The 21,801-nt window shown below is 70.1% G+C and carries 19 protein-coding genes and 4 pseudogenes; 13 read left to right on the top strand and 10 right to left on the bottom strand.

Annotated features, from left to right (window positions below; genetic code table 11):
• Positions 1-247: 247 nt before the first annotated feature.
• The 6 genes and pseudogenes from CES90_RS23750 to thpD all read left to right on the top strand — a co-directional run.
• Positions 248-982: pseudogene (locus CES90_RS23750) on the top strand (aminotransferase class V-fold PLP-dependent enzyme); the annotation flags it as partial.
• A 56-nt stretch (positions 983-1,038) separates the two neighbouring features.
• Positions 1,039-1,608 (top strand): DinB family protein, encoded by a 570-nt coding sequence (locus tag CES90_RS23745; protein WP_229913911.1) that lies wholly within the window; start codon positions 1,039-1,041, stop codon positions 1,606-1,608.
• 364 nt (positions 1,609-1,972) lie between these two features.
• A complete protein-coding gene (gene ectA / locus CES90_RS23740; RefSeq protein ID WP_189783721.1) occupies positions 1,973-2,512 on the top strand; it encodes a diaminobutyrate acetyltransferase in 540 nt (179 codons plus the stop codon).
• Between the two features lie 77 nt (positions 2,513-2,589).
• Entirely contained in the window at positions 2,590-3,870 is a 1,281-nt protein-coding gene (gene ectB / locus CES90_RS23735) for a diaminobutyrate--2-oxoglutarate transaminase (RefSeq protein WP_189783720.1), read from the top strand.
• A gap of 57 nt (positions 3,871-3,927) precedes the next feature.
• Entirely contained in the window at positions 3,928-4,326 is a 399-nt protein-coding gene (locus CES90_RS23730) for an ectoine synthase (RefSeq protein ID WP_189783719.1), read from the top strand.
• Between the two features lie 5 nt (positions 4,327-4,331).
• Positions 4,332-5,219, top strand: coding sequence for an ectoine hydroxylase (gene thpD, locus CES90_RS23725; protein ID WP_189783718.1), 888 nt, complete (start codon positions 4,332-4,334; stop codon positions 5,217-5,219).
• A 314-nt stretch (positions 5,220-5,533) separates the two neighbouring features.
• Here the strand turns inward: thpD and CES90_RS23720 are convergent, their stop codons facing one another.
• The 7 genes from CES90_RS23720 to CES90_RS23690 all read right to left on the bottom strand — a co-directional run bounded on the left by CES90_RS23720 (position 5,534) and on the right by CES90_RS23690 (position 12,423).
• The gene (locus CES90_RS23720) at positions 5,534-6,559 is read right to left on the bottom strand and encodes a maleylpyruvate isomerase family mycothiol-dependent enzyme (protein WP_189783717.1); all 1,026 of its coding nucleotides are present in this window, start codon (positions 6,557-6,559) and stop codon (positions 5,534-5,536) included.
• Positions 6,560-6,635: 76 nt separating this feature from the next.
• A complete protein-coding gene (locus CES90_RS23715) occupies positions 6,636-7,244 on the bottom strand; it encodes an RNA polymerase sigma factor (protein ID WP_189783716.1) in 609 nt (202 codons plus the stop codon).
• A 110-nt stretch (positions 7,245-7,354) separates the two neighbouring features.
• On the bottom strand, positions 7,355-8,404 hold the full coding sequence (locus CES90_RS23710; protein ID WP_229913906.1) for an aminotransferase class V-fold PLP-dependent enzyme: 1,050 nt from the start codon (positions 8,402-8,404) through the stop codon (positions 7,355-7,357).
• A gap of 107 nt (positions 8,405-8,511) precedes the next feature.
• Positions 8,512-9,231, bottom strand: coding sequence for a DsbA family oxidoreductase (locus tag CES90_RS23705; RefSeq protein ID WP_189783714.1), 720 nt, complete (start codon positions 9,229-9,231; stop codon positions 8,512-8,514).
• 258 nt (positions 9,232-9,489) lie between these two features.
• Complete coding sequence (locus tag CES90_RS23700; protein ID WP_189783713.1) at positions 9,490-10,002, bottom strand: GNAT family N-acetyltransferase; 513 nt, start codon at positions 10,000-10,002, stop codon at positions 9,490-9,492.
• A gap of 170 nt (positions 10,003-10,172) precedes the next feature.
• On the bottom strand, positions 10,173-10,781 hold the full coding sequence (locus tag CES90_RS23695) for a DUF1349 domain-containing protein (RefSeq protein ID WP_189783712.1): 609 nt from the start codon (positions 10,779-10,781) through the stop codon (positions 10,173-10,175).
• A gap of 112 nt (positions 10,782-10,893) precedes the next feature.
• Positions 10,894-12,423: an aldehyde dehydrogenase (NADP(+)) gene (locus CES90_RS23690; RefSeq protein ID WP_189783711.1), complete on the bottom strand. Its 1,530-nt coding sequence runs from the start codon at positions 12,421-12,423 to the stop codon at positions 10,894-10,896.
• A 112-nt stretch (positions 12,424-12,535) separates the two neighbouring features.
• Between CES90_RS23690 and CES90_RS23685 the strand changes: the two genes are divergently transcribed.
• Both CES90_RS23685 and CES90_RS23680 read left to right on the top strand, forming a co-directional pair.
• Entirely contained in the window at positions 12,536-13,309 is a 774-nt protein-coding gene (locus CES90_RS23685; RefSeq protein WP_189783710.1) for an IclR family transcriptional regulator, read from the top strand.
• 157 nt (positions 13,310-13,466) lie between these two features.
• Positions 13,467-14,627, top strand: coding sequence for a DUF6545 domain-containing protein (locus tag CES90_RS23680; RefSeq protein ID WP_189783709.1), 1,161 nt, complete (start codon positions 13,467-13,469; stop codon positions 14,625-14,627).
• Between the two features lie 107 nt (positions 14,628-14,734).
• Here the strand turns inward: CES90_RS23680 and CES90_RS23675 are convergent.
• Positions 14,735-15,554: pseudogene (locus CES90_RS23675) on the bottom strand (SDR family NAD(P)-dependent oxidoreductase).
• Between the two features lie 278 nt (positions 15,555-15,832).
• Between CES90_RS23675 and CES90_RS23670 the strand changes: the two are divergent.
• Positions 15,833-16,603 (top strand): TSUP family transporter, encoded by a 771-nt coding sequence (locus CES90_RS23670; protein ID WP_189783708.1) that lies wholly within the window; start codon positions 15,833-15,835, stop codon positions 16,601-16,603.
• 5 nt (positions 16,604-16,608) lie between these two features.
• Positions 16,609-17,619, top strand: a complete 1,011-nt coding sequence (locus CES90_RS23665; RefSeq protein WP_189783707.1) for an aspartyl/asparaginyl beta-hydroxylase domain-containing protein — start codon at positions 16,609-16,611, stop codon at positions 17,617-17,619.
• A 31-nt stretch (positions 17,620-17,650) separates the two neighbouring features.
• Here CES90_RS23665 and CES90_RS23660 read toward each other — a convergent pair.
• Positions 17,651-17,863: pseudogene (locus CES90_RS23660) on the bottom strand (transposase); the annotation flags it as partial.
• A 15-nt stretch (positions 17,864-17,878) separates the two neighbouring features.
• Here CES90_RS23660 and CES90_RS23655 point away from each other — a divergent pair.
• Positions 17,879-18,385: pseudogene (locus tag CES90_RS23655) on the top strand (penicillin-binding transpeptidase domain-containing protein); the annotation flags it as partial.
• 123 nt (positions 18,386-18,508) lie between these two features.
• Here CES90_RS23655 and CES90_RS23650 read toward each other — a convergent pair.
• Positions 18,509-19,960: an NCS2 family permease gene (locus tag CES90_RS23650; RefSeq protein ID WP_189783706.1), complete on the bottom strand. Its 1,452-nt coding sequence runs from the start codon at positions 19,958-19,960 to the stop codon at positions 18,509-18,511.
• A gap of 268 nt (positions 19,961-20,228) precedes the next feature.
• On the opposite strand from CES90_RS23650, the gene CES90_RS23645 reads away from it, so the two are divergent.
• Positions 20,229-20,861, top strand: a complete 633-nt coding sequence (locus tag CES90_RS23645) for a SigE family RNA polymerase sigma factor (protein ID WP_189783705.1) — start codon at positions 20,229-20,231, stop codon at positions 20,859-20,861.
• Entirely contained in the window at positions 20,858-21,733 is an 876-nt protein-coding gene (locus CES90_RS23640; protein WP_189783704.1) for a hypothetical protein, read from the top strand. The genes CES90_RS23645 and CES90_RS23640 overlap by 4 nt, the downstream gene beginning before the upstream one ends.
• Positions 21,734-21,801: the final 68 nt, after the last annotated feature.

Here is a 21,801-nt window from a genome sequence, read left to right as displayed (position 1 = left end):
GTCCTCGCGCAGGACGCCCAGTCCTCACGCAGGACGTTCAGCCCTCACGCAGGACGCCATCTCTTCCACCCCCCAGCCGGTGTCGCAGAAATCCGTCACCACACCCAACGACCACCACCGGCAAAGGTCACACATTCGACACAAGAACTCCCGTTCCCCACCCGGGGGGATGTGCGCCTGCCACGCCCGGAGACTCACTCATACGCGCCAGAACACACTCAACTGCCGTCAATCACCACCTGTTCACAACCCCGTCGCGGAGATCGGCGAGGTCGTACGCGAGCACGGCGCCCTGTTCTACCTCGACGCCGTCGCCTCCGTCGGCGCCGAGCCGGTGCTGCCCGACGCCTGGGGTGTCGACCTGTGCGTCATCGGCGCGCAGAAGGCCATGGGCGGGCCGGCCGGGGTGTCGGCGATCTCCGTGAGCGAGCGGGCGTGGGCCCGGATGGCCGCGAACCCGCGGGCCCCGCGGCGGTCGTACCTCTCGCTCCTCGACTGGAAGGAGCGCTGGATCGACGGCGGCCGGCGTGCACTGCTCCACGCGCCCGCCCAGTTGGAGATGCTCGCCCTGGAGGCCTGCCTGGAGCGCATCGAGGCGGCCGGACCGGACACGGTCATGTCCCGGCACGCATCCGCCGCCGCCGCGACCCGGGCGGGTGCGCTAGCGCTGGGCGGCGGCCTGGAGCCGTATGTGTACGAGGCGCGGGACGCGGCGCCCGTCGCCACGACCCTCCGGGTGCCCGCCGGGGTCGACGCCTCCGAACTGGTCGCCAGGGCGCTGGCCGTGGACCCCGCACGGCCGCTGGCCGCGGGCGGCGGCGCCCTCGCCAAGGAGATGGTCCGGGTCAACCACTACGGCCCGGACGCCTCCCCCGAGGCGGTGCACGGCAGCCTGGCCGGGCTGGGGGCGGCGATGGCCGAGGCGGGGCTGACGGTCGACCCGGACGGGGCTCGCCGGGCGGCTTCGGAGACCTGGGGGTAGAGGCCGGGGGCGCGTGTGAGGGTGGGCTCATGACCACTTCCGAGCCCACCGATGCCATGACCGAGCCCAGGAGCACCGGGACCACCCCCGAGTCGGCACCCGTACCCGTACCCGCCACTCTCCCCGACGGCCGACCCATTCCCCTGATGACCGGCGACGAGGGCCCCATGCTGGAGAGTTGGCTGGAGTTCCATCGGGCCACTTTGGAGTTGAAGTGTGCGGGGCTGGATGACGCGCAGGCGCGGACGGCGTCGGCGGAGCCGTCGGAACTCACGCTGCTGGGGCTCGTACAGCATCTGACGGAGGTCGAACGGAACTGGTTCCAGCGGGTGTTCGCGGGCGTGGACGCTCCCCTGGTGTACGAGGAGGGCACGGGTTACCGGCTGTCCCCCGAACGCGGGCTCGACGAGGCGCTCTACATCTGGCGGCGGGAGGTCGCCCGCAGTCGCGCGACGGTGGCGGGACGCGCTCTCGACTCGCTCGGGCGGATCCCGGACGGCCAGATGATGGGCGGGCTGGCGGTCAGCCTCCGGTGGATCCTTGTCCACATGATCGAGGAGTACGCCCGGCACAACGGCCATGCCGACATCGTGCGCGAGCGCATCGACGGGGTCACCGGGTTCTGACCACTCCCTCGCATTCCTCCGGTTTCCCCGACTTCTCGGCGAGGCTTTCCAACTGGAATTCCAGCGGATTAATCAAAACAGGGCCCCGCATTCTCCTGCCCGTTCTTCCCTCTCCTAAACGCAAAGATTTCGCGAACACAGATGGGCGTGGATCGGACACAATTCGAGCAGATCTCGTGAGGGTTGCACACATGTGACCGACTCCACATCGCGCCCTTTTTGTGCGGTATTTTCCGGGCAAATGCACACATCATGACCGCCTTCTCGCGCGCTCGCTCGCGCCCGCCTGATAGCACACGGGCAGCCCATGCGTAACCCCCCGCAGCAATGCGATTCGAATTTCCCCTCGGTAAATTCAATCCACATGACTGCCGCACAAGCAGAAGCCGCACAAGCAGAACTGAAAATCCCGGAGGGGATTCGGATCGACCGCCCGGACGTTACGGACGGCGCGGCGCTGTGGCGTATCGCCGGGGACTCCGGGACCCTCGATCTGAACTCCTCGTACAGCTATCTGCTGTGGTGCCGGGACTTCGCCGCCACCTCGGCGGTGGCGCGGGACGAGTCGGGGGAACCGGTGGGGTTCGTGACCGGGTACGTGCGGCCGGAGCGGCCGGACACCCTCCTCGTGTGGCAGGTGGCCGTCGACGAGGCGCACCGGGGGCGCGGACTCGCCGCCGCGCTGCTGGACGGGCTCACCGCCCGGGTCGCCCGCCAACAGACCCTGACGACCGTCGAGACCACCATCACGCCGGGCAACACCGCGTCCGAGCGCCTGTTCGCCGCGTACGCCGAACGGCACGGCGCGGGCATCGAGCGCACCGTCCTGTTCGAGGCGGGGGACTTCCCGGACGGCTCCCACCAGCCGGAGGTCCTCCACCGCATCGGCCCGCTCGCCGTCTGAACCCGCGGAGTCCAAACCCCGCGGAATCTGACCCCCGAAGAGCTCTCACCCCCCCACGCATCGAGGAGCGATCGACCGTGACCATCACCCAGCCGGACCTGAGCGTCTTCGAGACCCTGGAGTCCGAGGTGCGCAGCTACTGCCGCGGCTGGCCCACCGTCTTCGACCGCGCGCACGGCAGCCGTATGTACGACGAGGACGGCCACACGTATCTGGACTTCTTCGCCGGCGCCGGTTCACTCAACTACGGCCACAACAACCCCGTACTCAAACGCGCCCTCATCGACTATCTGGAGCGGGACGGCGTCACCCACGGGCTCGACATGTCGACGACCGCCAAGCGGGCCTTCCTGGAGTCGTTCCAGAACCTGGTGCTGCGGCCGCGCGATCTGCCGTACAAGGTCATGTTCCCGGGGCCGACCGGCACCAACGCGGTCGAGTCCGCGCTGAAGCTGGCCCGGAAGGTGAAGGGGCGGGAGGCGATCGTCTCCTTCACCAACGCCTTCCACGGCATGTCCCTCGGGTCCCTCGCCGTCACCGGCAACGCCTTCAAGCGGGCCGGGGCCGGTATCCCGCTCGTGCACGGCACGCCCATGCCGTTCGACAACTACTTCGACGGCACGGTCGAGGACTTCCTGTGGTTCGAGCGGCTCCTGGAGGACCAGGGCTCCGGGCTCAACAAGCCGGCCGCCGTGATCGTGGAGACCGTCCAGGGCGAGGGCGGCATCAACGTCGCCCGCCCGGAGTGGCTGCGCGCGCTCGCCGACCTGTGCGAGCGCCAGGACATGCTGCTGATCGTCGACGACATCCAGATGGGCTGCGGGCGTACGGGGGCCTTCTTCTCGTTCGAGGAGGCGGGCATCACCCCCGACATCGTCACCGTCTCCAAGTCCATCAGCGGGTACGGGCTGCCCATGTCGCTGTGCCTGTTCAAGCCCGAGCTGGACATCTGGGAGCCGGGCGAGCACAACGGCACGTTCCGCGGCAACAACCCGGCCTTCGTCACCGCCACCGCCGCGCTGGAGACGTACTGGTCGGACGGCTCCGCCATGGAGAAGCAGACCCGGGCGCGCGGTGAGCAGATCGAGCAGGCGCTGATCTCGATCACCGAGGAGAACCTCGCCGAGGTGAAGGAGTACCGGGGGCGCGGGCTGGTGTGGGGCATCGAGTTCCACGACAAGGCGCGCGCGGAGCGGGTGGCTCGGCGGGCCTTCGCACTCGGGCTGCTGATCGAGACGTCCGGCCCGGAGGGCGAGGTCGTCAAACTGCTGCCCGCCCTCACCATCACCCCCGACGAACTGGACGAGGGCCTGCGCACGCTGGCCCGCGCCGTCCGCGAAACCGTCCGAGAAGGCTGAGAAGTCCGAGAGGGCTGAGAAGTCCGAGAAGGCTACAGAAGGAGGCTTGAACCCACCGTGATCGTCCGTTCGTTCAAGGACATCGAAGGCACCGACCGGCACGTGAAATCGGCGTCCGGCACCTGGGAGAGCAAACGCATCGTCCTCGCCAAGGAGAAGGTGGGCTTCTCCCTGCACGAGACGATCCTCTACGCCGGCACGGAGACGTCGATGTGGTACGCGAACCACATCGAGGCCGTCGTCTGCGTCGAGGGCGAGGCTGAGCTCACCGACGACGAGACCGGGCGGAAGTACACGATCACGCCCGGGACCATGTACCTCCTCGACGGGCACGAGCGGCACACGCTGCGGGTCAAGGAGGACTTCCGCTGCGTCTGCGTGTTCAACCCGCCCGTGACCGGCCGGGAGGACCACGACGAGAACGGCGTCTACCCACTGCTCACCGAGGAGGGCTGACCACCATGACCACGATCACCGACCTGTACCCCAGCCGCGGCGCCTCCGAGGTGACGGTCCCCCGTCAGGACCCGGTCGTCTGGGGAGCCCCCGGCACGCCCGGCCCGGCCTCCCTCACCGACCTCCAGGCGTACGAGCGCGATGGCTTCCTCGCCGTCGAGGAGCTCATCACCCCGGACGAAGTCGCCGTCTACCGGCAGGAGTTGGATCGGATCATCACCGATCCGGCGATCCGGGCCGACGAGCGCTCGATCATCGAGCCGAAGTCCAAGGAGATCCGGTCGGTCTTCGAGGTGCACCGGATCAGTGAGCTGTTCGCACGGCTGGTGCGCGACGAGCGGGTCGTCGGGCGGGCCAGGCAGATCCTCGGCTCGGACGTGTACGTCCACCAGTCGCGGATCAACGTGAAGCCGGGCTTCGGCGCGTCCGGCTTCTACTGGCACTCGGACTTCGAGACCTGGCACGCCGAGGACGGCCTGCCGAACATGCGCACGGTGTCCGTCTCGATCGCCCTGACCGAGAACTACGACACCAACGGCGGCCTCATGATCATGCCGGGGTCGCACCGGACGTTCCTCGGCTGTGCCGGGGCGACGCCGAAGGACAACTACAAGAAGTCTCTCCAGATGCAGGACGCGGGCACCCCGTCGGACGAGGCCCTCACCGCCATGGCGACCGAGTACGGCATCAAGCTCTTCACGGGCAAGGCCGGTTCGGCGACCTGGTTCGACTGCAACTGCATGCACGGCTCCGGCGACAACATCACGCCCTTCCCCCGGAGCAACGTCTTCATCGTGTTCAACAGCGTGGAGAACGCGGCGGTCGAGCCGTTCGCGGCGCCGGTACGGCGACCGACGTTCATCGGGGCGAGGGATTTCACTCCTGTCCCGTGAGTCGAGCACGGCCGGGGGTCCGGGGGTCGCCCCCGGAGAACGCAGCATCGAGGCGAGGGACTTCACTCCCGTCCCGTGAGCCGAGCACGGCCGGGGGTCCGGGGGTCGCCCCCGGAGAACGCAGCATCGAGGCGAGGGACTTCACTCCCGTCCCGTGAGCCGAGCACGGCCGGGGGTCCGGGGGTCGCCCCCGGAGAACGCAGCATCGAGGCGAGGGACTTCACTCCGGTGAGGTGACCTCGTGTCCAGTGCGACCGGGCCGGGCGGTCTCTGCTCCCTGAGAGACCGCCCGGCCCTGTCTTGTGCTCACGGCCTCACAGCCACGACAGCGCAGCCGCCGTCCGCAGTACGTTCCGCACTGCCCCCGCGTCGCCCGTCTCGCCCCTCGGTACCTCAGCCGGGGCGTAGCGGCCGCCGACCAGGAGGCAGAAGTCGACCGGGTCCAGGGTCAGTTCGGCGATGACGGGGTCGTCCCCGGAGCCGAGGACCCAGCTGCTGTCGGTCGGGCCGGTGACCTCGAAGAGGACCGGGGGCGCGTCGTGCAGGGCCAGGCCGAGGATGCGGACGGCGAGGCGGACCAGTTGGTCCAGGTGCTCGTCGGGCGGTGGCGGCACGGGGAGGCCCAGGGCGCGGCCGATGTCGTCGGTGTGGATCCAGGCCTCGAAGGCGCGGATCACGAAGTGGTCGGCGATGGGGAGCCGCAGGTCCATCACGGTGATGGCGCGCGCGGCGAGTTCGGTGTCCCGGGCCTCGGGTGTGGCCAGCAGTGCGGCGGCCTGCGCGGCCCAGGTGGCGACGGTCTCCTCGGGCGTGCGCGTGTGCTCGTGGGCGATGACGTCGGCTGTGCGCCGGTCCCAGGCGTCGCCCGCGGAGGTCCCGTCGGGGATGTGCGAGGCCGGCAGACGCGATGCGACGCCGAGTGCCACGGCGAGGTGTTCGTCGGCCGCGATGAGGTGCGCGACGGTGGCGTGCGCGTCCCAGTCGTGCACGACCGGCGTACCCCAGCGGCCGTCCAACTCCGGTATCAGCGCCTGGAGTCCGGCCACGGCGGCGGCGTACGGCGCCGCGTGCGGGGCGACCCCGGGCGTGCGGGGGCCGCGGGAGCGGAGAGCCATGGCCAGGGCGCCGTCGGCGCTCCCGTTCAAGGCACTCGCCGGCGGTCGGCCATCCGACGGCCCTCCGTCCAGCAGTCGTACAGTGTGCCGGAGCCGCTCGGCCTCCGTCGCGCAGCTCTCGCACCCGGCCAGGTGCAGCGGGACCGTCCGGTCGTCGCCGGGTGGAAGCGCGCCGACCGCCCAGGCGGCCAGCAGCTCCCGTACGCCGTCGTGGTCGTTGGTCATCGCGCGCCGCCCTTTCGCCCTGCCGGTCCCACGATACGCACGGCCCGTATGTCCGGGTACATCCCGCACGCCCCCATCACGCGCCCCTCACAGGCGCCGGGTCGGGTGGATCCGCGAGGGACTCCGCCAGTTTGCGCAGGGCCGAGCGCAGCCGGGTCTTCGCGGTGCCCTCGGGTATGCCCAGTTCCACGGCGGCCTGGCGGTAGGTGCGGCCCGCGAAGTAGGCGAGGTGGACCACCTCCCGCTGGGTGCGCGGGAGTTCGGCCAGGGCGGTGTGCAGCAGGAGGGAGCGCTCGCGGTCGACGACCGCCTCGTCCGGGCCGGGTCCGGTGTCGGGGATGGCGGCGAGCGCCGAGTCGTCCGCACGGGCGTCCTTGCGGTGCCGGGCCTCGCTGCGTACCCAGTCCACGGCCCGCCGGTGGGCGAGCATGGACAGCCAGGTGCGCAGCGAGCCCCGGCGCGGGTCGAAGCCGTACGGCCTGCTCCACAGCTGCGCGAAGACCTCCTGCGCCACGTCCTCGGCCGACGCCGTGCTGTGGGTGACCCGGACGGCCACCCGCCGGACGAGTCCCCCGTACGTCGCGTACGCCTCACGCAACGCGGACTCGTCCCCGTACACCAGCCGCCGATGCAACTCCGCATCGATGGACGGCTGTTCGAGCGTCGGCTCCACCGGCACCACCACCTCGTGAAGCCTTCCTAGCGTCCCCGCGCGGTCCGCGCCAGTGGGTCACGGGAGTCCAGCCGGGTTCGGCAGGGAAGTCCGTCTGGTGTCAGCCGGACGTCGGCCGGTCGTCAGGCGGACAGGACGTCCAGGATCCGGTCCACGTCCGCAGGCGTGTTGTACAGGTGGAACGCGGCCCGCAGATGGCCCGCGCGGTCGGAGACCTCGACCCCCGCACGGCTCAGTTCGGCCTGCCGGTGGCCGAGTCCGGGGACGGACACGATGGCCGAGTCGGGCGCCGGCACCGGCGCGTGCCCCAGTCCGGCGAGGCCCGCGCGGAAACGGTCGGCCAGCACGAGATCGTGATCCCGGACGTTCGCCACGCCCAACTCCTCGATCAGCGCGAGGGACCGCCGGGCTCCGGCGTACGAGAACAGGCTCGGACTCTCGTCGAACCGGCGGGCGGAGTGGGCGAGTTCCTCGACCGGGCCGTAGCAGCTGTCCCAGGGGCGCTCCCCGGCGACCCACCCGGCGAAGACCGGGGTCAGTCCGCCGAGGTCCTCCGGAACGACCAGGAAGGCCACGCCGCGCGGGCAGACGAGCCACTTGAAGCCGACAGAGACGACGTAGTCGTACGCGTCCGCCTCGATCGGCAGCCACCCGGCGGACTGGGACGCGTCGACGTACGTACGCGCCCCGTGCGCCCGCGCGGCCTCCCGGATCGCCTCCAGGTCCGCGACCCGGCCGTCCGCGGACTGCGCGACGCTGACGGCGACGAGCGTGGTACCAGGCCGCACCGCCTCGGCGACCCGCTCCAGCGGCACCTGCCGCACCTTGAGGTCACCACGCACATGGAAGGGAGTCACGACCGAGGTGAAGTCCCCCTCGGCCGTGACCACCTCGGCGCCCGAAGGCAACGAGGCGGCGATCAGCCCGGTGTAGACGGCGACGGAGGCCCCGGCCGCGACCCGGCGGTCCGGCACCCCGACGATCCGCGCGAAGGCCGCCCGCGCGGCCTCCACATCAGCGAACATGTCCTGCGGCCGCCCGTCCGCGACGGACTCGACAGCGGCCTTCATCGCGTCCACCGCGCGGGCCGGCAACAGCCCGGTGCTCGCGGTGTTCAGATAGGTGTTCTTCGGGGCGAACTCGGTACTGACGAGGCTCTCGAAGGTCTCCATGGAACCACTGTGGGGCCCGGAGTCCTCCCCGTCCATTGAGATGTTTTACGTGGTTTTCCCAAGCGATGCTTATACATCGCCTGGGAGCTGGGGCTACGGGACGGCTCTCAGCCCTGCTGCGGTACGGCACAGCCATCGGGGCCACAAACCTCGGCACCGTCCCCCTGGACAACAGTCAACGGCGGCCTCTCTCCCCACGCCTGGACCAGCGCCCGCTCAAAGACCTCCGCGGGCTGAGCCCCGGAAACCCCGTACTTGCGGTCCAGAACGAAGAACGGCACCCCGTTCGCACCCAGCTCCGCGGCCTGCCGCTCATCCGCGCGGACGGCATCGGCGTACGCGGAAGGGTCGGCGAGAACCTTGCGCGCCGCCTCCCCGTCCAGCCCCGCCTCGACGGCCAGCTCGATCAGGAACTCGTCGGCGCCGGCGTACACGGACCGCTCCTCGGCGAAGTTCGCCCGGTAGAAGAGCTGGAGCAGCTCGCTCTGCCGGCCCTGCTCCTTGGCGAAGTGGAGCAGCCGGTGCATGTCGAAGGTGCTGCCGTGGTCACGGCCCTCCGCACGGTAGTCGAGCCCCTCGGCGGCGGCCTGCTCGCGGAGGTTGTACTCGCCGGCCTGGGCCTGGGCCTCGCTCATCCCGTACTTCTTGCTCAGCATGGTGAGCACCGGCTGGATGTCGTCCTTGGCGCGTCCCGGGTCGAGCTCGAAGGAGCGGTGCACCACCTCGACGCCGTCACGGTGCGGGAAGGCCGCGAGCGCCTTCTCAAAGCGGGCCTTCCCCACGTAGCACCAGGGGCAGGCGATGTCGCTCCAGATCTCGACGCGCATGGTGTCAGCTCTCTTCGGTCGTACGGGTATGGGTCTATGGGTCACTAGGGCGTGTTGCGAAAGTCCCGCCTGCCGCCCGACGCCTGGCACGCTCCCCCACTCTCGGCTTCTCCCCCACTCTCGGCTTCGCTCGAGCGGGGGGACCCCCATGACGCCGCTCGGCCCGCCCTCCGGGCGGACGACGGGACTTTCGCAACACGCCCTAGTTACGGAGATGCTCTCCGCTTCCTTGATGGGTGAACGTTCAAGCAGCCGGGCTCATTCCCCGGTCACCCGGTAGACGAGGAGCAGATGGTGGTCGCCCGGAGCCGGCGGATTCTCCGGGTCCGGAACCCACCCCAGGCGGGCGTAGAACGCGCGGGCCCGGTCGTTGTCCACATGGACGGAGAGGTGGGCCGTGCGCTTGCCGTCGGCCAGCCACTCCTCCACACAGGCGGAGTGCAGGGCGCGGCCGGCGCCCCGGCGCCACCGGTCGGGGTCGACATGGAACTGGGCGAGGTACACGGTGTCGGCGGGTGCCCCCTCCGCCGTACGGAACGAGGCGATGCCGACGATCCGGCCGTGCTCCACCGCGCAGAGCACATGGCCGTCCGGGCGTTCGATGGCCCGCCGCCAGCCGGCGAGCCAGTCCGTGCCGTCGTCGGGAACACCGTCGGGGTAGTACGTCGCGCGGGCGCGGGCGTGCAGTGCGGTGATGTCCTGCGCCTCGGCGGGGAGCGCGGTCCTGATCACACGCGCGCCGGTCACTCGGTTCACACGATCCTTGATCATGCGGGGGAGGACGTGACCGGGGGCAGCGTGGTTCCACGGAGTCTTTCGCCCCCGCCGCCCCTACCCGTCCCATCCCAGGGGCGCTGCCCCTTCGACCCCGAGGGGTGCGTTCTTCGGCTGCGGGTGAGTGGGGGCTTGTCGCGCAGTTCCCCGCGCCCCTGACGGGGCGCTCAACTGCCGTTGCGCAGGTCCTCCGGCCAGTTCGGGCGGAACTCGATCTCTTCGTACGTGACCACGCAGCCCTCGCCCATCGGGGACTGTGTCATGAAGCCAACGAGGGCGGCGCCGCTCTCCTTCTCGCCCGCGAGTGTGAAGAGCCGGACGAAGGTCCACTGCTTGCCGTCTCGCGAGGCGTGGAAGGCGAACGCCCGCCCGGTCCGGCTGACCCGCAGCCACACCGAACTTCCCTCCACGGTGAAGGAGTTGGCATCGTCGGAGTGCCCCCGGGTGACCACCGTGCACACGGTCGGCACATCCGGCGAATACTCCAGACAGAGCTTCGCCCAGGCCCGCTCCCCCACATGCACATACAGCACCCCCGCGTCGAACCCGGCGGCGAAGCCCACCGTGACCCGGGCTATCAGCTGAAAATCCCCCTCCGGCGCCCCCAACAGCCTGGGCGCGTCCGAAGGAGGATCCAACGCCTCATCGGTGGGCGCCACAAACCGATCCTGCCGAGCACCGGCCCACCCGGTGAGCACACCGTCCTCGTAGGACCAGTGCCCGTCAGGGCCGTACGTGCGGAGAGGGAACGGGAGTTCGGGAAGTTCGAGGTCCATGGGGGGATTCTTACAGCTCCCGGCCGATGGCAGCAGGCTTTTAGGGGCGCGGGGAACTGCGCGATCAGCCACGACCTACCCGCAGCCCGCAGATCACCGCACCCCTACGGCGCTACCGCTCCAGACGGCCGTTGAACCTGCGCGGCAGCCCCAACGGGTTGCCGTCCCGAAGCTCCGGCGGCAGCAGCGCCTCCGGCGCCCCCTGGTAAGCGACCGGCCGCAGCCACCGCTCGATGGCCGTACCGCCCACAGACGTGGACGTGGAAGTCGTCGCCGGGTACGGCCCACCGTGGTGCTGGGCCGGAGCCACAGCGACACCGGTCGGCCACCCATTGACCAGCACACGCCCGGCCAGCGGCGTCAGCTCGGCCAGCAGCTCCGGCCCGCGCCCCTCCCCGGCGGCCTCCTCACCGGACAGGTGCACCGTGGCCGTGAGGTTGCCCTGCAGGCGGGACAGCACGGACTTCGCCTCGTCCTCGTCCTCGTAGCGCGCCACGACCGTGAGCGGCCCGAAGCACTCCTCGAGGAGCAGGTCGTGCTCGCCCTCGGCCGCCAGCTTGCCGGCGGGGACGGTGAGGAATCCGGGGCTGACGGTGTGCTCGCCGCCCGCGCCGGCCGTCACCGGCGACTCCACGTCGGGAAGCTCCGCGCGCTCGGCGACACCGGCGACGAAGTTGTCCCGCATCCGGTGGTCGAGCAGGACCCCGGCGTCGACGGCGCTGACCGCGTCGGTCAGGGACTTCACCAGCTGGTCGCCCGCCGGGCCGGTCGGCGCGAGCACCAGGCCGGGCTTCACGCAGAACTGGCCGACACCCAGGGTCATGGAGCCCGCCAGCCCCGCACCGATCGCCTCGGCACGCTCGGCGGCCGCGGCCTCCGTGATGAGGACCGGGTTCAGCGAGCCCAGCTCGCCGTGGAACGGGATCGGCACCGGCCGCGCGGCGGCCGCGTCGAAGAGGGCCCGGCCGCCGCGTACGGAACCGGTGAACCCGGCGGCCGTGACGAGCGGGTGCTTGACCAGCTCGACGCCCGCCTCGAAGCCGTGGACGAGGCCGAGGACGCCCTCGGGGATGCCGTGCTCGGCGGCGGCGCGGCGCAGCACGATCGCGACCAGCTCGGACAGGGCCGGGTGGTCGGGGTGGGCCTTGACGACCACCGGGCACCCGGCGGCCAGCGCGCTCGCCGTGTCGCCGCCGGGGACGGAGAAGGCGAAGGGGAAGTTGGAGGCCGAGTAGACGGCGACGACGCCCAGCGGGACCTTGTAGCGGCGCAGGTCGGGGATGGGCGGGGTGGCGGTGTCGTCGGGGTGGTTGATCACCACGTCGAGGAAGGCGCCCTCGTCGACGATGTCGGCGAAGGCCCGCAGCTGGTAGCAGGTGCGGGCGAGCTCGCCGGTGAGCCGGACCGGGCCGAGCGCGGTCTCCGCGTCGGCGACCTCGACGAGCTGGTCCTTGGCCGCTTGGAGCTGGTCGGCGGCGGTGCGCAGGAAGGCCGCGCGGACCGTGCGGTCGGCGAGGGCACCCCGGGCGGCGTGCGCCGCACGGACGGCGGCGTCCACCTCCTTGGCTGTGGCCTCCACCGCAACCTGCTCACGCTGCTTCCCGGTACGGGGGTCGACACTCCAGACTGGTGCTGCTGCCACCGCGGGTCCCTTCAAGTGCTTGCATCAGCGGCGTTCGATATGCTGAACACCGTCCGTGATGATGAATATGCTGTCGGAGACTATTTCCCGTCGAACGAAGGGGTCAAGGGCGATGTCGGCTGGCGAGACGGGGGGCGGGGCGCAGGTCAAATCCGCGGTGCGGACGGTTGAGCTGCTGGAATACTTCGCCGGCCGCCCTGGTATGCACTCCCTCGCCGCGGTCCAGGAGGCCGTCGGTTACCCCAAGTCCAGCCTCTACATGCTGCTGCGCACCCTCGTGGAGCTGGGCTGGGTCGAGACGGACGCGACGGGCACGCGGTACGGCATCGGCGTACGGGCCCTCCTCGTCGGTACGTCGTACATCGACGGTGACGAAGTGGTCGCCCTGGCCCGGCCCACGCTCGACCGGCTCTCGGACGACACCACCGAGACCATCCACCTGGCCCGTCTCGACGGCACGAACGTCGTCTACCTCGCCACCCGCCAGTCCCAGCACTATCTGCGCCCCTTCACCCGGGTCGGCCGGCGACTGCCCGCCCACTCCACCTCGCTCGGCAAGGCGCTCCTGGCGACCCACACCGACGAGCAGGTCCGCAAGATGCTCCCGGAGACCCTCCCGGCGCTGACCGAGCACACCATCACCGACCGCGAGCACCTCATCGAGGAGCTCCGCCAGGTCCGCGATCAGGGCTTCGCCGTCGACCGCGAGGAGAACACGCTGGGCCTGCGCTGCTTCGGTGTGGCGATCCCCTACCGCACGCCGGCCCGCGACGCCATCAGTTGCTCCGTCCCGGTGGCCCGGCTGACCCCGGCCCACGAGCAGCTGGTCAAGGACGCCCTCTTCGACGCGCGCGACCGGCTGACGCTGGCGACGCGGAGGCTGTGAGGGCCCCGGATCCCGAAGCCCCCGTTCCCGCGACGAATTATACGACCGCCGAGGAACAGGAGGCCGAGGATAGCCAGCCTGTTGAGGAGCGTCAGAAAGCCCGAACGCCCGGACGGTCGGCTGGGACGACTCGGCGCGTTCCTGGGAGTGCCGGTCGATGGAGCCGATTGACATCGCGGACCAACTCGGTCTGTGGAGCATCCTGACTCTGTGGGCCGCCCTTGTCTGGCGTGCACGGCCGGCACTTTGCCTGCGCTGCCAACGGGGACTCTGGCTCACCGTCCTGGCCACGGCCGTGGCCACCTCCCTCTTCCAGCCCGCGATCGTCGCCCTGGCGACGGACCTGGGAGGCGACACCCGGACGATCGTCCTGGCCCGGAACCTGATAGGCGTCCTGAGCGCCGGACTCGTCCTCCTCTTCGTCATCGACTCCACTCACGGCCACGGCCCGCACCTCGCCGTGATGGTGGGGATGGCGGCGGCGATGGGGTCGCTGTTGCTGCTCGGACTGTCCGAAGGGGCCCCCGCAGACGCACCGTCCGTCCAGAGACCAGCGGCTCCCTCGACCCCGTACGTGCTGATCCTCGTCGTCTCTCATCTGGCCGGTGACATCGCCGCCGCCGCTGTCTGCCGGAAGTACGACCGGCGTTCGAACGACCGCGAACTGGTCTGGTCCCTGCGGCTGTTCGCGATGGGCAGCTGCCTCGCCATCGTCTTCTGGTCCGGCTATCTCATCCACCACTACGTTCCCGCACCGGGCGGAATGGCCGGCCTGTCCGTCGTCATCAGCGTCCACGGCTTCTTCCGCGCGGCCTCCCTGCTGGTGCCCACCGCCTTCACGCTGGCCCGGGCCGTGGAGTCCCTTCGAATCCTCTGGGTGCTCTGGCCTATGTGGCACGACCTGACCGGCGCCGTACCTCAAGTGGTCCTCGTCCAGCCGCAAAAGACCCGGATCCGGCAGGTGCTCCGCTCCCGTGGACCGCTCGCGTTGCAGGCCCATCGGCAAACCATCGAGACGTACGACGCGATCCTGGAGCTACAGCGGTACACCCCGTCGGGCGCGTACGAGGAAGCGAGCGAACGCGCTCAGGACGCGGGCATCGGAAGCGACCGCCTTGCGGCAGCCGCGCTCGCCGGCGCACTCGGCGAGGCCCGACGGGGCAAGCTCGGCGGTGCCGCCCCGGCTGCCGCCCCCTGCCCGCTGCCAGGTCTCGAACAGGGCACTCTGGCGACGCTTCTCGTCATCGCCGGAGTGTGGCCGTCGATGGCGGACGCGGTCACCGAGCGGCCGCGGTCCTCCTCCGCCCGGAGGCCGTGACGCCACGCGGCGTGCCAGGGTCGGGCGCGCAGTGCGGGTGTGGGGTGCGGGTGGCGTGGGGATTGGGCGTGCAGCAGATCGGGGGAACGGGGAGAGCAGTACCGCTGTCACTGCTCCGCGTTGCCCCGGGGTTCGATGCGGAAGTCGAAAGCGAGGGTTCCGGGATCGAGCGCCGTCGCCCCACCGTCGACGGTCAGAACCGCGCCGTTGACGTAGAGGCGGCCGGAGACAGCAACCAGTCGATCGCCTCCGCGACTTCGCGCGGCTCACCCGGGCGCCCCAGGGGCAGAGGTCGGGTCGCCTCGCCGTAGGCGGCCTCCGCACCACCGTCGCCCGGCCCCGCTTCCGCGGCGAAGCGCGCCATCCGCCGGTCGGCCATCTCGCTGCGCACCCAGCTCGGGCACACGATGTTGGCGCGCAGACCTCGGCGCCCATAGTCGACGGCCAGGGAGCGACAGAGTAGGAGCAGTGCCGCCTTGGAGGTCGCGTACGCGGCATTGCCCGCGCCGTTGCGCAGGGCGGACACCGACGCGACGGCGACCACCGTCCCGTGCGACCGCAGCAGGTGGGGGATCGCCGCACGCAGAAGCAGCAGGGGGCCGGTGACGTTCGTGCGCATCACGTCCTCCCAGTCCTCCATCGACAGGTCCCCGACGGTGCCGCCGCGGCCGATGTCCGCGTTCAGGACAAGCCCGTCCAGCCGTCCGTAGGACGTCAGGGCCGCGTCGACCAGGCCCGCGGCGGCGTCGGGGTCACCGACGTCGGACGGATGGGCGAGGCACCGGTCTCCTCCGCGAGGCGCCGCAACGGCTCGGGGCGCCGCCCGGAGGCGACCACTTGGTGCCCCGCCTCCCGTAACAGCCGGACACAGGCGGCTCCGATGCCCGTACCCCCACCCGTCACGATGACCACACGGTGCTCCATCACGTCTGTTGACCCTCTCCGTCCCTAGAGCATCACTACGAGTGACTTGACCATAGGGAGCCCATGCCCGCCGGACTTCGAGGCAGCGGCATATGGATGGGCACTGAAGCAACGAGCTTGCTATTGCAAGTAATATGCATAAAGCTTGTTGGGTCCTTACGGCCCGCCTGTGACGTGGAGTCTTGTCATGTCCCCTCTATGGAACCGCGTCCTCGGGGTTTCGTGATTGTCGTGAGTGCTCTTGCTCCGGCGGGCTCGCCGGACGCCATGGAAGGACCAGCATGGATGCAGAGATAGTCGCCGCCCTTCTGGTGGCCGCGACTGCGGCCGGATGGGTGGACGCAGTGGTGGGGGGCGGCGGGCTGATCCTGATCCCGACGCTGCTGGTGGCGTTTCCCACCATGGCGCCTGCCACCGTGCTGGGCACCAACAAACTGACGGCGATCACGGGCACCAGCGTTGCCGCCGTCACCTATGCGCGGCGTACGAAACTGGACCGGTCCGTGGCGCTGTCCGCAGCCGGCCTCGCGATCCCCTCCGCCGGGATCGGCGCCCTGTCCGCCTCCAGCCTGCCGGCCGACTGGTTCCGGCCGTTGATCATGGCCTTGCTCATCGGAGTGGCGGCGTTCGTGACGCTGCGCCCGAGCTTCGGATCCGTGATCGAGACCGCCGACGCGGTCAGCGGACGGCGGAGGCTGATGGCCGTCGGCTTGGCCGGCTGCGGCGTCGGCTTCTACGACGGCGTCTTCGGACCCGGTACCGGGACCTTCCTCATCATGAGCTTCACCGCTCTCCTGTCCATGGAGTTCCTGGAGAGTTCGGCGCTGGCGAAGATCGTGAACGTCGGGACGAACTTGGGCGCGCTCACGGTCTTCGCCGCGCAGGGCCACATCCTGTGGACCTTGGGCGCGGGGATGGCCGTCTGCAACGTCGCGGGCGCCACCATCGGAGCCCGGACTGCGTTGAAGCGGGGCTCCGGTTTCATCCGCGGTGTCCTGCTCGTGGTCGTCACCGGGCTGGTGATCAAACTCGCCGTCGACCAGTTCGGATGAGATTGGTGCGCGAGACATCGCGGATGCGCGACCCCCAGGGCCGGCTCCTTCCCGATGCCGTGGAGCTGGGCCTGGTGGGTGACCCAGGCCTGTTGCGTGCCGAACTGATTGCGCTGCGGGCGGCCGGCGCGCCATTGGCCGGGGTCGAGAACCATCAGGTGCTCGCGCTGCACAGCCCGGGGGGTGACCTCACGCGGACCGACTTCGCAGGGCCGGGCCTGCGGAAGTTCGCAGCGACGCAGTGGCTCAAGCGGGTGCCACTGCTCGCCGACATCCTCCGGGGGCTTCCGGCTCCGCTGCGTTCCGTGCGCCTGGTGGCAATGACCCCGGGGGCTGTGCTCTCCAATCTTCGGGCGGCCAAGAATGGTCCGCCTTGGGGCTTGTGCCGGTTGTACCTGCCGCTGGCCGGTGGTGCTGGGTCCCTGGCCGTGTTCGTGGGCGGGACGGGGCACTGGCAGCCCGGATCGCTATGGTTCGCGGCCTCCTGGCGGCAACACGCCATGGTGAACGGCATGGACGAGGAACTCGTCCTCGCGGTGATCGATCTGCACCACACGGCGGCCCTGGCCGGGCTGTTCCCCGCAGACCTCCGGGCCCGTCTGCGCAGCCCCGCAGCGCTCGAACGGCGCCCCGAGGTTCCCTTGGATCCGGCTGAACTCCACCGCTACACCTGCCGTTTCCCGCTGCCGGAAGCCTTCACCGATTGGGAGGGGCCCGGGCACTTCCTGGCGCGCGATGCGCGGCGGAATGTCGTTCCGGCCGAGATCGTGATCCATCGGGGCGCTCTGCGGCTGGTGACAGGTGGGCGGCTGTTCTGCACGCTGGAGCATCTCGGCCGTGGCGAGTTCCGCATGCGCGGTTGGAGCGAGGAACGGACCCTGAGGGTCCGGGAGGGAGCGGGGCGCCCGGCCACCGTGGTGTTGGAGGCGCGTGAGGGCTCGAACTCCTACCGGACATCGTTGTCCACGGCGGCGGTTCCTGGCCGGACCGCTTCGGGCGCCGGTTCACCGGGTTGAAGTGAGGGGATGCCCAGATGTTGTTGGCGAAGACGCCGCGGTAGGGAACCCGGCGGTTGCCCTTGGCGACAAGCCAGGCGATGGCCCGTTCGACCGGCGGCCGCCATCGGCGATACTCGTCCTGCCGGCCAGCGTCGGTGGCGGCCTGGTCCCGGGCGGCGGCCGGCAGTTCGTACTGGGGGTGGACGTTGAGAGTGCGTCCGGTCCTGGAGGGTGCAACGCGTCCGCAGCGGGCAGCCGACACACACCTGCTCACAACCCCTCGGACATGGACAAGCCGTCCACCGCGCTGACCGGTATCGGGCAGTACGACGTCACGGCGACCCCGCTGCAGATGGCCATGGTGTCGGCGGCGATCGCGGGCGGCGGCAAGCTGGTCTCGCCGCACATGGTGGCGCAGATCACCGACAGTGGCGGCGATGTGCTGGAGGACTACGACGCCGAGGCCGACACCAAGGAGATCGTCAGTTCCTCCACGGCCGAGCAGTTGCAGTCGGCGATGCAGACGGTCGTCGAGGACGGCACGGGGACGAACGCGCAGATCAGCGGGGCGACCGTGGGCGGCAAGACCGGCACCGCCCAGCACGGTGAGAACAACAGCAAGACGCCGTACGCCTGGTTCACGTCGTACGGGAAGGCCGACGGCAAGGAGGTCGCCGTCGCGGTCGTCGTGGAGCAGTCGAACGCGGCGCGCTCCGAGGTCAGCGGCAACGGGTTGGCCGCGCCGGTGGCCAAAGCTGTGATGCGGGCGGCGCTGGAGCAGTGAACCTCCGCCGCGCGAAAGCCATCTGAATAAGGGAAGGGCCGCCCCTCTCCCCCCGGGGGGCGGCCCTTCTCTCTCCCCGGGGGCGGCCCTTCGCCCCGTCGGTGTGTCAGCGCGCCTGTGGCGTCACTTCACGCCGAACAGCTGCTGGACCGGGTTGATCGCGAAGTACACCAGGAACAGCGCCGAGGTGCCCCACAGCAGCCAGTGCACTTCCCGGGCCTTGCCGAGGACCGTCTTGATGAGGACGTAGGCGAGGAAGCCGGCGCCGATGCCGTTGGTGATGGAGTAGGTGAACGGCATCACGGCGATGGTCAGGAACGCGGGGATGGCGATCTCGTACTTGTCCCACTCGATGTGCTTGACCTGGGTCATCATCAGGAAGCCGACGGCGACGAGCGCGGGGGCGGCGGCCTGCATCGGGACGATGGTCAGCAGCGGGGTCAGGAAGAGGGCGACCGCGAAGAGGCCGCCGGTGATGAGGTTCGAGAAGCCGGTGCGCGCGCCCTCGCCGACACCGGCGGCGGACTCGATGTAGGAGGTCGCCGAGGACGAGGAGGCGGCACCGCCCGCGACGGCCGCGGCGCCGTCGATGAGGAGGACGCGGCCGAGGTTCGGGACCTTGCCCTGCTCGTCGAGCAGGCCGGCCTCGGCGGTGATGCCGACGACCGTGCCCATCGTGTCGAAGAAGTCGGACAGCAGCAGGGTGAAGATCAGCAGGACGACCGTGATGACGGTGGTCTCGCCGAACGAACCGAAGAGGCTGAAGTCGCCGATCAGCCCGAACTCGGGGGCGGCGACGATGTCGTCGGGGACCTTCGGCGTGGTCAGGCCCCAGCTCTTGATGTCGGCCGCCGAGTTGATCACGATCGCAACGACCGTCATCACCAGGATGCTGATGAGGATGGCGCCCTTGACCTTGCGGGCGAGCAGGGCGATGGTCAGCAGCACCCCGAGGCAGAAGACCAGGATGGGCCAGCCCGACAGCGAGCCGGTGGCGCCGAGTTGGACCGGGACGGTGGTGTTCGCGATGTCCGGGATACGGCTGACGAACCCGGCGTCGACGAAGCCGATGAAGGCGATGAACAGGCCGATGCCGACGCTGATCGCCTGCTTGAGCGGCTGCGGAATGGCGTGCATGACGGCCTCGCGCAGGCCGGTTACCACCAGTACGCAGATCAGCAGGCCTTCGAGGACGACCAGGCCCATCGCGTCGGACCAGCTCATCAGCGGGGCTATCTGGAAGGCGACGACGGCGTTGAGTCCGAGGCCCGCGGCGAGGGCGAGCGGCAGGTTGCCGCCGACGCCCATGATGACCGTCATCACGGCGGCCACGAGGGCGGTGGCGGTGACGAGTTCGGCCCCGTCGAGGGTGTGCCCGTACTTGTCCTTGGCGCTGCCGAGGATGATGGGATTCAGGACAAGGATGTACGCCATCGTGAAGAACGTGGCGAAGCCGCCGCGTATCTCCCGGGCGAAGGTGGACCCGCGGGCGGTGATCCTGAAGAAGCGATCGACGCTGTTCGCCCCGGGTGGCTCGGCGCTCTGCCGGTCGGCCACCTTCTGTGCGTCGGACATGGCGGTACTCCTAGGGACGTGTGGTGTTCTACGCGCGGATGCTGGCTGGATTGTTCCCCCGTTGAACCCTATTCAGGTTTTCTTCGTGTTACGGAATCTGAGTTCGCCCTGTAAGACAGCGTTCGAAGTCCCGTACGAACGCTCTTCACGATCACTGCTACTCTTCCGGATCTCGTCCGGGTTGCCCCCCGGACCCACATGTCATTTACATGACATACACAGACATTCCGTCCGGGGTGTCTTCGAGCAGCGAGGAGAGAGGTCGTCCGTGGGCACTGTCGTCGACGACGCAGCCTCCGTGGAGTTTCACGCCTTCTTCGAACGGCACTATGCCGAACTGTCCCGCCTGGCACACCTGTTGACCGGTGAGGCCGACGCCGCCGACGATCTCGCCGCGGACGCGCTGCTCGCGATGTGGCACCGCTGGGACCGGGTCCGCGCGGCGGACCACCCGGTGGCGTACGCCCGTGGCGTGGTCGCCAATCTGGCGCGCACCCGGATCCGCAGCGCGGTCCGTGAGCGCCGTAGGATCACCCTGTTCTGGTCGCAGCGCGAGGAGAAGACCGAGAATCCCGATGTGGCCGGCGCGGTCGATGTCCAGTCGGCGCTGCGCAGACTGCCGTTCCGCAAGCGGGCGTGTGTGGTGCTGCGGCATGCTTTCGATCTCTCGGAGAAGGACACGGCGCTCGCCCTCGGAGTCTCTGTCGGTACGGTTAAGAGCCAGACGTCCAAGGGGATGGCCGAGTTGCGGAAGCTCCTCGGCACCGGGGACGGGCCGGGTCGTATGCCTGCCGGCATGACGGGTGCGGGCGTGACGGGCGGGGGCGTGGCCGGTGCAGGTGTGCCGGGCGCGAGGGTGACCGGCGCCGGTGTGCCGGGCAGCGGAGGAAGGGACCGATGAGGGACGTGCACGAGGAGCTGCGTGCCCGGCTGCGCGAGTCGGCCGGGGCACACGAGCCTGATCGCGCCCGCATTCTGGCCCGTGTCGAGCGCGGTATGGCCGCCCCCGAGGAGCGTCGCAGCCGGAAGGCGACGCGTCCACCGCTGTGGGGTTGGGTGCGGGTGGTCAGCGCCACCGCCGGGGTCGCGGGCGTGCTCGCGGTCGGCGGTTACACGGTCGCCTCGGCGGTGGTCGGCGAGGAGAAACCGGCGGACCAGACCGTCGCGGTGTCGCCGACGCCGGTCGAGTCCCCGGCCGCGACCAGCCGGGCGCCGGTCCAGCCGGACCCGGACCCGAGGCCGCCCCGGGGCGGCTCGAAGGAGGAGCCCCGCTCGACGCCGTCGAGCACACCGTCGGCCACCAAGGCCCCGATCCCGGAGCTGTCCACGTCGGCGGACAAGGAAGACGGTCCGCTCTGGTCGGCCGGCTCGGTCGACCCGCACAGCAACGACTTCTGGGCGCAGAGCAACGTGACCCTGAAGACGCGCGAGGAGCTCACCGCACTCACCGTCCAGCTGCGGATCGCCCAGACCGGCGGGGTCACCTCGTCCGGCGCCTGGCGCTCGCTGCCGGAGCAGGACTTCGACCTCACGGTCGAGGAGGACGACGGCTTCCTGGTCTACACCTGGGTGCTCAAGGACGGCCGTACGGTCCCGAAGGGCGAGTTCGTGTTCGCCGGGCAGTACAACCACGAGCGCGGCGGCCGCGACGCGGGCGACGACAGGTACGCGATGGCCGCAAAGGCCGGGAATGCTGCGGGCGAAGACCTCGCGGTGGCGGGCGACTTCGCGGGCCAGGACGACAACGACTCGACGAACGAAGGCGATTCGTAAGAAATTCTGTGGCCGCGGCAACCCTTTCTCCACCGGTGGCGACCAGGAGACACAGGAGTCACCACCAC

It is taken from the genome of Streptomyces capitiformicae (assembly GCF_002214185.1).
In the GTDB taxonomy this organism is placed as follows: Bacteria; Actinomycetota; Actinomycetes; order Streptomycetales; family Streptomycetaceae; genus Streptomyces; species Streptomyces capitiformicae.
Note: the sequence above shows the minus strand (reverse complement) of the source record. Positions and strands in the feature narration are given on the sequence as shown.